We start from the raw sequence: 12,206 nt of genomic DNA on the forward strand, positions 1-12,206 counted from the left end.
CTGAACAACCGAGAGCTATCCATAATCGTTAAAACGTCAGTGCAAAAACTTCTGCCTTCTCCAGCGTGATCCGCAGCTTGAACGGCCCGACCGGCAACTCCCTGATTATTCCATTCGACCAGGCCAGAGATGCGTTCACATCATCACCTTTAAACACTGCGGCGTTCCGCCCGCTGTATTCCTCAATTTCGTTGCCGTCGGAATCGAGCACTTCGACCATCAAAAAGCCGTCCGGTTTGGTTTCTGCATTCACGGCCAGTCCGCCTGCGGAGAGCAGAGGTTTGGTGACAATCTGTGCGCGGCGCTTGGCCGGCGACGCACCGATCCAGCCATCCTGCCGATACCGCACAAACGTCGGTGTGAACATTTGCGTTTTGGCAACTTCACACATTTCCTCCCATGAGCTGTGCCAGTTCATGATCGGCGAATTTTCGACCCCGTGTTCCCCGACCATGCGCCCGCCGAACCGCGTGGCGAAAAATTCCGGCGTCACGAATGAACGGTCATCCTTTCGGTTCACCTGAAGGAACATAAAGTGCAGCACGTTGATGCACTGCGCCGGCTCATAGTAATAGCCGTCCCATGCCATCCGGGTCCGGTTTCCGGTTGTAATGGAATATCCGTAATTAAATGTTCCCGGAGCACCGTTATCCATAAACGGCTTGCCGTTCTTCATCCGGTTCCAGGAAATCCCGTCACGGCTGGAAAGCACCTCCGTGTAGACTTTCTGATGCTGCACATCATAGATCTTCAAATACGCGAACGCCAGGCGGCGATCCTCTTCGTACCAGATATCCACACCGTAGTGCTGCGTGCCCCATGGATCTTCGAGCGTCGGCGCATCGAAAAAGCTCGGGTTCCAATCCACGCCGTTGGTCGTGCTCCACGTAACGAGAATCCGGTCGGACAGGTTATTGTCATAGTAGGCCCGGAACGGATCATGCCGCGGGATGCGGCGGGCCTGATAGCAACTCAGCGTTTTCCCGTCCGGACTGAAGCGCACGTCACCGAAATTATCATTCGAATCCCGCCACGTACCGATTTCGTCATCGTCAAAATTTCCTTTATCCACCGTAATGGGGTCTCCCAACACGAGGACTTCTCCGCCCGGTTTTTCCCACACAGCAATCCGGCTGCGGTGAGGAATCGGGATATCGCCCCACATCTGGTTTTTCTTAAAGCCTGAATAACGAACCCGCACCTGAGATAAATCGACCTTGCCGTCCGCCTCCGGGTCGTAGCGCCTGTACACGGGATGATCGGGCAACCGGGATACATTCGCCGACAAATCAGCCAGCCGGCAGTCGCTGTGCCTCGCACCCGGACCGTCCACAATGGTCCAGTTTTCCAAATCGGTGCTTTGCGCCCAGTAGTTGGTGCCCGACTTCATTGACGACGTTTTCGCCTCAATCTTCACATTGAACCGGCCGTCCGAATCCACCCGGAAATCCTGAATCGAGTTTCTGACATGCTTGAGCTTCGGATTGCTCTTCCACGGCTCCACCGGAACCAGTTCCGCCGGATGGATTTCCCGCTGCAATCCGGCAGTGGTTTCAAAATACCAGTCATCCACAAAATACATTTTGTCACCACCGACAGAAAACGGTCCGGACGGAGCCTGCGGCGGCAGTGTGGTCTGTTTGCGAATACCGCGCACCAAAGGAGCTTCGACAGAACCGGTTTCGGAAATAAACACCTTGAATTCCCCATCCGGCCAGTCGCTGATATCCAGCGAAAGTTCCGTCCGGTGGCTCGGCCCCGAAAGTGTGAACGTTTTGGGCTCCGCCGGAACAAACTGCGTATTCTGCTCGCGGAATGAAAGCGTAACGGAAATCTCCTCCACAACATCGTCCCGCTCAAAAACCAGCACGGCCGTATCCATATTCAGATAGGCCGACAGGCGCGATTCCACCCGAATCCGGCCCGCCAGGGTTTCAGAAAAAGCAGTACCTGCCGCCAACAGGCTCAACAGAACAATCAGATTCAAAAACAGCCTCATTTATATCTCCTCTTTGTTTTTGCGCATTTTTTCCATAAATCCACGGTCCACCGGATATTTGCGTAGAAGAACAAAAGATACCGCCAACAGGACCGGGCCACACAGGAAAGTTATCACGGAAATATTGCGGGCGGCTTCAACGGTCTGGCTGTCTGCTTTGGAAACAATCCCGGCCAGTGCAATGAGTTGGCCCGTCAGCATCATGCCGATGCCATTGGAGGCCTTCATGAAAAAGCTCAACACAGAAGCATATCCCCCATCATTTGCATTCCCGGTTTTTTCCTGATGAATCTCTGATACGTCTGCAATCATGGATGTGGCCAGCGGAATCATAACCCCGCAGCCACCCCACCAAAGGGCCTGCAGGATTCCAAAAACAATGACAGCGATCGGGATCTGAAAACCGGCGACCGTACAAACAGCCTGAGGCGACAATATGCCTCCGGTAAAAGTGATCAGCAGTGCAAGCGATCCGACTGCGCTGATGCCCATCCCGATAAATCCGGCCCGCTTTTTGTCGAACCGCTTCACCAGAACCGGCAGGTTCAGCGCGAACAGCGCAAATGCCAGCATGCCGCCGCAATGCACAAAGGCCTTTTGCATCCCGGTAAATTTCATATAAAACACATAGGTAAACATCTGGACCTGAGACGTCAGGAAAATACCCAGCAGAGCAACCCCGAGGAATCCGAATACATACCAGGCCAGGCGGTCTTTCAGAATCGCTCCTATCTCCTGCGCAAACACTTTGAGGCTTTTACCCTCAAGCTGTTCCTGGCGATTATCGACCGCATACCGGCGCGTATTGAAAACACAGGCGCCGACCGCGATCAGAATCGCGACGGTTAAACACCCACCCATGATCAAATAATTCTGAGCAATCAGCGTTCCGTCGATGCGCTCTCCGCCTTCGCCGACTCCGTCCTTAAAAAACAGAGTCCAGGCCAGCATTGTAAAAAGCAAGTTGGTCGTCTGGTTCACAAAAAAGCGTGCACCCTGCAGCCGGGAACGGTCCACATATTCGGGACACATCTCAAAACCCAGAGCCAAATACGGAATAATGAAAACGGTCGAAGCCGTGCGCAGCAGAACATTCATCAGAAGCACGCAGAAAAACACACCGGCCATAGACGACAGCCGGCCCGGCAGCACCCAAAGCAGAAAAAAGGAGAGCGCCAGCACCACACCGCCGCCAACCATATAAGGAATGCGCCGGCCAAACCGGCTGCGCGTATTGTCGGAAATACACCCCATCAGAGGGTCCGTGATTGCATCCCAGAACAGCGTAATGCTGAGCGCCAGCCCCGCATGAACCGGATTCAACCCGAGAACCTGCGTGTAATACAACATCGCAAAAGTCGCGATTCCGTTCATCGTGATTGACACCGCCCCGTCACCGAGGGCATACCCGAAAATCTTACCACCGGAAACCGGCTTCACATCAACGCCCGAACTCATACAAACGCCCCTTCTCTGTTTCATTCATTCCCATCGAATTCAGCTCAATGGAAACCCCATAAAGACTCTCATTTTCCCTGAACGACACCTCCATGTCCGGCGGCGCCTCATAAGAGATAAAACATTTACTTTCTTCACGCCTCCAGGCCACCCGCAAATCTCCCCGCACGGTCTTCACAACGCCCTCGGCCTCACTCAACCCGCAAAATCGCGGACTGATTTCAAAAGAAGAACCACCGACGCCCGTCTGGCGCACTCCCAGTATAATTCTCTGGAAGAAATAGATGGGAGATGCCGACCATCCATGACAATGACTTCGGGTCGGGAAACCATCTTGAGCCAACGTTCCCTGCGCATAACTTTCCCACGCCGTTGAAGCGCCAATCTCCAGCATCGGACGGTAGGCCTGCCCAATCAAATCAATCACCCGTTCGGAAAAACCGGTTTTTTCCAGCGCCTCATACATGTACATCGTGGCGAACGGAGAACCGGCCTCGATGGTCTCTTCGGACGGGTTGAGCATGTTGTTCACGACCTCATCGACATGAACCGGCTCAACAATATCATACAGCAAAGACAGAAAAGCCGTGTGCTGCGATGAAGACCCACTGGCCAATCCGTCATCGTGAAGGCTGTCCGGATAAGACTTTTTCTCCGCATTCCAGAAGCGGTTGATGGAACCGGTCAGCGCCTGCGCCAGTTCTGAAAACCGCGAGACTCCCTCTTCATCCCGCATTGCTTCCGCACAGCTGACCGCAGCCTGCAGCGCACCGACAAAAAGCATGTTGTTATGAAAAACAGTCCGATGCTCCTTATCAATTTTCGCCCAGTCGAAAAAGTTCCAGTATTCCGCACTGAAAAGCCCCTGATCTGACATCCGTTTTTCGGCGGACTGAATATTTTTCACTACGGCAGGATAGAGCGCTTCCAGCCCCGCTTGGTCGCCGGTGTACCAGAAGTATTCCCACACGGCGATCCCCCAAAGAAAACTCCACGCAGGCAACACCATATCCCAGCAGGAAGGCACCTGAGAGCCGACCATTCCGTATCGGGACACAGACTCGGCAGCGAGTCGCAGAGAATTCCACGCAATATCGGTTGCCCCAAACGCATAATAACCATAGAGCGCTTCATTTCGAAGGTCACCTACCCAGAGCGTCTGTTCGTAGAGCGGACAGTCGGTATACACATCCTCCATGCAAAGCTTCAACGTCCGAACAGACAGCTCGGCAACGGCATTCAATTGCGGGTTGCTGCATGAGAAAAGGCCGGCATCATCCACCGGATAGGTAGACTCGATCAGTTTTACATTTCGGAGACGAACCGGCTGACTCAGGTTTCGCAACGTTATGAAAAGATAACGGCCGGCCCGACGCTTCATTGACGTATAACAGTTCGTTCCCTGCCGCGTGATATATCGGAATCCATTGCGGTTTTTTTCGGAAAACTGGATTGCACCGTTGCTGTGAATGTATTCCACCATAAACAGGTCAACAACCACCCCATGCTCTGCAACCAGGTCAAAATCAATGTAGCCGCAGTTTTCCTCGCCCAAATCATAAACTAGTTCCACATCGCCTTCACAGGCAGGCACTTCCGTCCATGATTCATCGTCAGAAAGCAACGCATTCGGGAACTGAACCAACTCGTTTATATTCCCAATCTCACGTCGACTGCAGAAATCAAGATAAGAGTCCTCAACAAACATCTCACCGGACGGAATATTTTCAGCCGCAGATCCCAAGCAGGAAATGAAATCATCAACCTGCCGGATCTCGGACAACCAGGAATCGGTCAGTTTCTCGTACGCAACATCCCGGCCCTCGGAAAGCGGCTCGGCAAACCACCGCCAGACCATGTCATCCTGAACAAACGCATAGTCCCGCATCGGAAGATAGCACCACGGATTTGCATACATCCCGTCCAGCGGATTCCTTAACACCAGATCGTCCGGGCCGGACAACCCGAACGCCACCGTCTTGTCGTTATTCAGAATATTCCGTGCAAATCCCAAAACCAGATGCCTGCCCCGATTCAGAGAAATGCGCTCACCCTCTTCTACAACCTGCCCATCAACGGCAATCTTCAGGAATCCTCGGTCCACCCGTTTTTTTTCAAAGACAACCTCTCCGTCCGATTCGAGAACCAGAATTGTCGCGATTCCGAACGGGCTGAAAACCCGCCCGTTGGCTTCGATCAGCCCGGGATTCATCACTCTCGTATGCGCCATGCAGAATGAACGTGAAGGAGAAGCAACCAGCGAAGCGCCTGCAAACGCCTTAAAACTGAAATCACGGCGAGTCAGGCAGGCAACCTCCCGCCTGCTGAGATTTTTCCACGGTCCTTCGCCAACAGGAAACAGCTCAACCGCATCCTCGAAAACAAGCTGATCTTCCAATGTCGCATCGTAAAGTTCCGCCGGTTCCATCTGAATCGAAACTTTCGGCGTATTGCGCCGCCACATCACGCCGTCTGCAACCTGCCACGAAGAATCCGTCGCAACCCGAAGCTCCCGCCCATCGGTCGTCCGCAGATCAACCTGTGCGGCCAGCCCTGCCTGCTGCGGCACCCCGTGAAAAGTACCGCAACCGAAATAGCGAGCAACAATTTTGATCTCGTTTTCACCGGGCCGCAAAAACTCTTCGATCTCATGCACATCATAACAATACCGCTCAGACCAGGCCCGTGCAGGACCATCCGCAATCCAGTGTCCATTCACAAACAGGCGGTACCGGCTGTCCGCGGTGATCTGAATCCGGGCAGCAGTAACCTCACCCGCCTGAAATCTCCGGACAGCAACAATCGTATCATTATACGTGTTATAAGAACCACGCTGCGTCCAAATCCATTTTACATTGGAATTCATCATAGACAAAAAATGGTTAAAAAGATCCTGCCTAGAACTGCAGTGTAAAGATCTCGGCTTTTTCCAGCGTGATTCTCAATTTGAACGGTCCATCGGGAAGAGTCCGAACAGTTCCGTTCGACCAACTGAGCTCACCGTCAACCTGATCGCCCTTAAAGACCGCCGCATTCCGCCGGCAGTATTCCGGCAGATCATTTCCGTACGGATCAAGCACCTCAACACTGATGAAACCGTCCGGAGAACTCTTGGCATTAATCCGCAGTGTGTCCCCGTCCAGCAGCACCTTTGTCACCAGTTCCGCCCGACGCTTCGCCGGCGAAGCGCCGATCCAACCATCCGCACGGTAACGCATGAATGCAGGAGTAAACATCTGCTGCTTACTCACATCACAAATATCCTGCCACGAATCATGCCAGTTCATGATGGGCGAGTTCTCTATGCCATACTCTCCCACCATTCGGCCATCGAACCGCTCCGCATAAAATTCCGGCGTCAGGAACGAACGGTCGTTCTTTGAATAAGAAGCCATGAACATGAAATGCAGCACATTAATACACTGCATGGGCTCATAATAATACCCGTCCCAGCTCATTCGGGTTCGATTCCCGGTCGTAATGGCATAGCCGTAGTTAAACTCGCCGGGGGCGCCGTTTTCGAGGAACGGTTTCCCGTCACGCATACGGTTCCAGTAAACACCGTCCCGGCTGGTCACCAGTTCCGTGTAAACCTTCTGATGCTGCACATCAAAAATCTTATGATAAGCAAACTGCAGGCGAGACTCCTCCTCGGACCACATATCCACACCATAGTGCTGCGTCGACCAAGGGTCATCCAGTGTCGGGGCATCGAAACAGCTCGGATTCCAGTTCACGCCGTTCGTCGAAGTCCAGGTTACGAGAATACGGTCCGAGAGGTTGTTATCGTAATGAACCCGAAACGGATCATGCCGCGGAATCAGGCGCGCCTGATAGCAGCGCAAGGTCTTCCCGTCCGGACTCAGCCGAACATCACCGAAGTTATCATTCGAATCCGACCACGTTCCGATTTCATCATCAGCAAACTCGCTTTTATCAATCGTAATCGGATCTCCGAGAATCAGGACTTCCCCGTTCGGCTTTTCCCACACAGCAACCCGGCTGCGATAGGGAATCGGAACATCCCCCCATTTCAAATCCCTGACCGTTCCGGACCAGCGAACTCTCACTTGAGACAAATCGACCTCTCCGTCCAACTCCGGATCATATCGCCGATACGTTCCCCCGGAACTTCTGGATGGGATTCTCAAATTCACCAGAGAACACTCCGGATGCTTGGGTTCCGGAACAGAAACAAGCGTCCAGTCCTTCAGATTGCTGCTCTTTGCCCAGTATCGCCCAACCGGTTCCTTCTCCGCGGTTGCCGTCAGAATATCAACATTCAAATCCCCGTTGCGATCAACCCAGAAAGACTGAATGGAATTTCGGGCACAACGAAGTTGCGGGTCGGTTTTCCACGGCTCAACCGGAACCAGTTCCGCAGGATGAATCTCCCGGTGCACACCTGCCGTCTTTTCAAAATACCAGTCATCAACAAAGAACATCTTGCTGCCCGACATGCGGAACGGGCCCTCAGGAGCCTCGGGTGAAACTTTGGTCTGCTTGCGAATCCCGCGCACCAACGGAGGTACTTCCGTGCCCTTCTCGGAAATAAATGTTTTGTACTCTCCGTCCGGCCAGGAACTGATATCAATCGACACCTCGCTTCTTAAGCCCGGCCCGGTCAAAACAACATCAAGCGGCTCCGACGGAACGACCCCGGAATTCTGTTCCTTGAAAGAAATCGCCAGTGACAGATCAACCGCATTCGTTCGGACAAACACCAGAATCGCCTCGTCCATATTCAGGTATACAGGCAACCGGGATTCAACCTGAAGCTTATCCTTCAGCCCGGCAAAAGCCTGCATTCCGAAACACACACACAAACAAACATAAACTATATTTCGTTTCATCATGCTGATCCGCCTATTCTACACTCTGAGCTGCCAATACCGTTGCTGATAAATTATCGAACAGTGCGTCCGGTCTGGCCGATCCGGGGGCAGATCGCACATAAACCCCGGCATAGCCGCCTTTAAATGCCCCCGCCCGATCCGTTCCAACAGTCGTCGGGTTAAGCACCGTTGACTCCCCCGCCTCCGTAATTTCAAAGCTGATCTTATACGGCTCTCTACAGATCACTTTAATCCGATATGCAGCTCCGACGGCAAACTGACAGGAAGCATCTTTTCTGCTCACTGCTGCAGAAATCCGGCCATTCACCACCTTTACAAACTGATAGGTCTGGGTGCCGGCCTGAAAGCGAATCGCATAGAAATTATCTGGATTCTGGTAATTAAAAACCACTCCGGCCCAGGCTCCGCCAAACATACCAATCACGTCCGCGCAAATTTCAAACCCACCGGTGCCCTCCTTGCAGATTTCCTCTGAACGGTTATAGAAAGCATACTCCCCCGAAACATTGTGATCCGCAGAAAGCATTCCGTTCTGTATGGTCCAAGTAACGGACCCGGTGCTTTCCCACTCATTACCAATTGTGCCGGAATCTACCGAATAATCGGTATCAACCCGGTTAAAATCATCCAGCACACCGCCTTCGGCCCAAAAACCTGCAACCATAAGCAAAACAACACCACCTGTTATATACGTCTTCAAATCCACTCCTTTTTTGCAGCTGTTACCAGTTCCTACATATCATTGAAATAAGCAGTTAAACCGCACCATGCCTTCCAATATCTGCCACCCTCACCGCCAAAACTATTTAATGTATTTTTTTATGTATACAATGTAGACATTATTTCAACAAGTCAAAATTTTCACATTTTCTTAGCAACCCGTACATTTCCCCTGCTTTACATCTCCCGTTAAAAACATCACCGTACACATCATGATGTATATTAAACACCAATGCAGACAATGGTTTGCCAGTCACAGTGAACCGCACAAAATCTGCATAGACAGCCAATACGCACAAAAGAAAAAATAAGACACAAAAGAGGCCCATGTGAAACAAGCACGTATTCTGCCATCCGTACTGAAAGGAATTCAGATCCTCCAGAGTATCGCCAATCAGCCAAACGGCATGAAGCTCTCTGAAATTTCCCAGGACCTGGAAACGCCATCCTCCAACATGACACTTTATCTGAATACCCTGATGAAATCCGGAAGTGTCATTCGCGACCCGCTCAACCGGAAATTCTATATATCCCCCAGGGCAATTGATCTATTCCAGCATGCCGGAAAAGGCCTGATCCACCAGCTGGGTCCTTGTGCAGATGAACCCATGCAGGCTCTTCATCGGCATTTTAATGAAAATATCCTGCTCGGATTCAGAAAAGATCATCTGGTCATATTCATTAAACACATCCGGTCAACTCAAGTCATCGGGGTCAACTTCGAAAAGGAACCCGATCTCCCCCTGCACATCACAGCAGCCGGACGAGCCATCCTGGCCTTTCTGCCGAAAAAAGAAATCGATGCTTACATAAAGAAAGCGTCCTTTGAAAAAGTCACGAGCAAAACCGTATCCGACGAAACCTCACTGCGCAGAATCCTCGAAGAAACCCGAAAAAAAGGATTCGCCTTCAATCCTGGTGAATTTGAAGAAGAAGTCATGGCAGTAGCAGTTCCCATCCTGTTCAACGATCATCCGATCGCCTCTCTCGTCATGCAGTTTCCTCTTCTGCGCCATACAGAAGAAGACGCGATTAACGCAGCACCGCTGATCATTGAGCAGGCAAAAATCATCGAAAACAAATTGATGAACACATAGCACTTCAGAGGTTGGGCCGGCCGCACCGGTTAGGCTGCTCCGGGTTCCAACCTTTGGAAAACACCTTTCACTCGCCGGGATATTTCATTCCCCACAGCGTGCGCAACGCATCGGCCGTACGCATCACATCCAGCGTTTCGCTCAGCGGCATGCCGGGACTCTCAGTCAGCCCTTCCCGCAGACAGCGGTGGAACTCGAGAATCTCGTGTTCGAAGCCGTTCGCCCCGCATTCGATAACTTCCGGAGCGCCTCCGGGCCGGGTCAGAGTAAGCCGGTCAGCACCGGAAAAATGAGGCACCGTAATAATGCCCTTTGTCCCGGTAATAACGGCATCACGCGGACGCTGCTCCACAAAAGAAGTCATCAGATCCGCCCGCCGGCCGCCACCGTAATCGAGGTGATACTCTGATGTTTTATCGACACCGGTCCATGCCATTTTCGCGGACCCACCGATCCGCTCCGGCCGCCGCCCGAACACCATCCGGGCGTACGCCAAAGGGTAGACCCCAAGATCCAGAAGCGCACCGCCCGCCAAATACGGATTATACATTCGGTTCCACGGCATGGTTTTCATTGAAAGAGGCATTTTGACACCAAAGGCCGCCTTCAAACGGATCACTTCGCCAATTGCGCCATCCGCCAGCAGCTCCCGAATTTTTACAGTCGCCGGATTAAAACGAGTCCACATGGCTTCCATCAACATCAGGTTCTTCATGCCGGCCAAGTCGATCAGTTCCTCTGCCTCCGCTTCATTGCGGGTGAATGCCTTTTCAACCAGCACCGGCAGGTTGTGCTCAAAGCAGAGCTTCGCGCTTTGATAGTGTTCCGCATGGGTGTTGGCAATATACACGGCATCGAGTTTTTCGTGCTCGAGCATTTCTGCGTAACTGCCGTATGCACATTCGATTCCGAGTTTCTGCTGAATCCGCCGCGCGCGGCGCATGGACTTGGAGGCCGCGGCCACCACATGCCCCTCGCCCGTATTTTCCAATGCCTGGAAAAATTTAGGCGCGATCAGTCCGCACCCGATAATTCCCCATTTAAAACTGCTGCTCACTCAGAAGCTCCCGGTTGAAAATTGCCTGAACATCAAAACGCGGCTATCCTAGTCTCTTTAAACGAGAGACGCCACATGAACCGACTTGAAAAAACCTGCCGGACGATTACCGGTTATTTTGTCCTGTGGATCCTGCTGTTTGCGGGATGGAGTCTCTGGAAGCCGAACACTTTTTTATGGGTTCTTCCCAATATCAAATGGATGCTTGGCGTCATTATGTTCGGCATGGGCATGACCCTGTCTGCGGCTGACTTCCAGCAGGTTCTCCGCCGGCCGCGCGATGTATTTTCCGGCGCCGCCGCTCAGTATTTGATCATGCCCCTGCTCGCCTACGTCCTTGCCCGCGGACTGCGACTCTCCGACAATCTGGCTGTCGGACTGATTCTGCTAGGATGCTGCCCCGGCGGCACCGCTTCGAACGTCATCACTTTTCTGGCGAAAGGCGATGTGGCCCTTTCGGTATCGATGACGACCGTCTCCACCCTGCTCGCTCCACTGCTCACCCCGACACTGATGCTCCTGCTGGCGGGGCACTGGATGCATATTGATGCAGCGGCTCTGTTCGTATCGATTATCGAAATGGTTCTTCTTCCAATCGTTCTCGGCACGACGGCGAATCACTTTTTCGGCAACAAACTCCACCGGATCCAACCGCTGCTTCCGGTTCTCTCCATCATTACCATCCTGCTGATTGTCGGCGCAGTCATCGGCAAAGATGCGGACCGGTTGCGGCATATGGCCCCGATTGTGCTGGCCGCAGTCATACTGCACAACGGCGGCGGACTGCTGCTCGGCTGGACCGGCGGATCCGCGCTGCAACTGGGCGCGCCGCAAAAACGCGCACTGGCCATTGAAGTCGGCATGCAGAACTCGGGGCTGGCCGTCGCACTGGCGGTGGCGCATTTCTCACCGGAAGCCGCGCTGCCCGCCGCGCTCTTCAGTGTATGGCACAACATATCCGGCCCGGCACTGGCCACGATCTGGAACCGCCGCGACCCAAAAAACCGCTAATTTTCAAG

At 52.8% G+C, this 12,206-nt stretch carries 8 protein-coding genes; 2 read left to right on the forward strand and 6 right to left on the reverse strand.

The window, feature by feature from the left end; translation table 11 throughout:
• Positions 1-28: 28 nt before the first annotated feature.
• From GT409_RS02595 to GT409_RS02615, 5 genes are read right to left on the reverse strand one after another with little or no spacing between them, the layout of a single operon-like run.
• Positions 29-1,999 (reverse strand): hypothetical protein, encoded by a 1,971-nt coding sequence (locus tag GT409_RS02595; protein ID WP_160626662.1) that lies wholly within the window; start codon positions 1,997-1,999, stop codon positions 29-31.
• Entirely contained in the window at positions 2,000-3,457 is a 1,458-nt protein-coding gene (locus tag GT409_RS02600) for an MFS transporter (protein ID WP_160626665.1), read from the reverse strand.
• Entirely contained in the window at positions 3,441-6,326 is a 2,886-nt protein-coding gene (locus tag GT409_RS02605; protein WP_160626667.1) for an alpha-L-rhamnosidase-related protein, read from the reverse strand. The genes GT409_RS02600 and GT409_RS02605 overlap by 17 nt, the downstream gene beginning before the upstream one ends.
• 28 nt (positions 6,327-6,354) lie before the next feature.
• Complete coding sequence (locus GT409_RS02610) at positions 6,355-8,313, reverse strand: hypothetical protein (RefSeq protein ID WP_160626669.1); 1,959 nt, start codon at positions 8,311-8,313, stop codon at positions 6,355-6,357.
• 10 nt (positions 8,314-8,323) lie between these two features.
• A complete protein-coding gene (locus tag GT409_RS02615; RefSeq protein WP_160626671.1) occupies positions 8,324-9,013 on the reverse strand; it encodes a beta-xylosidase family glycoside hydrolase in 690 nt (229 codons plus the stop codon).
• 349 nt (positions 9,014-9,362) lie between these two features.
• On the opposite strand from GT409_RS02615, the gene GT409_RS02620 reads away from it, so the two are divergent.
• Entirely contained in the window at positions 9,363-10,130 is a 768-nt protein-coding gene (locus GT409_RS02620) for an IclR family transcriptional regulator (protein WP_160626673.1), read from the forward strand.
• A gap of 67 nt (positions 10,131-10,197) precedes the next feature.
• Here the strand turns inward: GT409_RS02620 and GT409_RS02625 are convergent, their stop codons facing one another.
• Positions 10,198-11,187 (reverse strand): Gfo/Idh/MocA family protein, encoded by a 990-nt coding sequence (locus tag GT409_RS02625; RefSeq protein WP_160626675.1) that lies wholly within the window; start codon positions 11,185-11,187, stop codon positions 10,198-10,200.
• Positions 11,188-11,262: 75 nt separating this feature from the next.
• On the opposite strand from GT409_RS02625, the gene GT409_RS02630 reads away from it, so the two are divergent.
• Entirely contained in the window at positions 11,263-12,198 is a 936-nt protein-coding gene (locus GT409_RS02630; protein WP_160626677.1) for a bile acid:sodium symporter family protein, read from the forward strand.
• Positions 12,199-12,206: the final 8 nt, after the last annotated feature.

This window comes from Tichowtungia aerotolerans (genome assembly GCF_009905215.1).
GTDB lineage: Bacteria > Verrucomicrobiota > Kiritimatiellia > Kiritimatiellales > Tichowtungiaceae > Tichowtungia > Tichowtungia aerotolerans.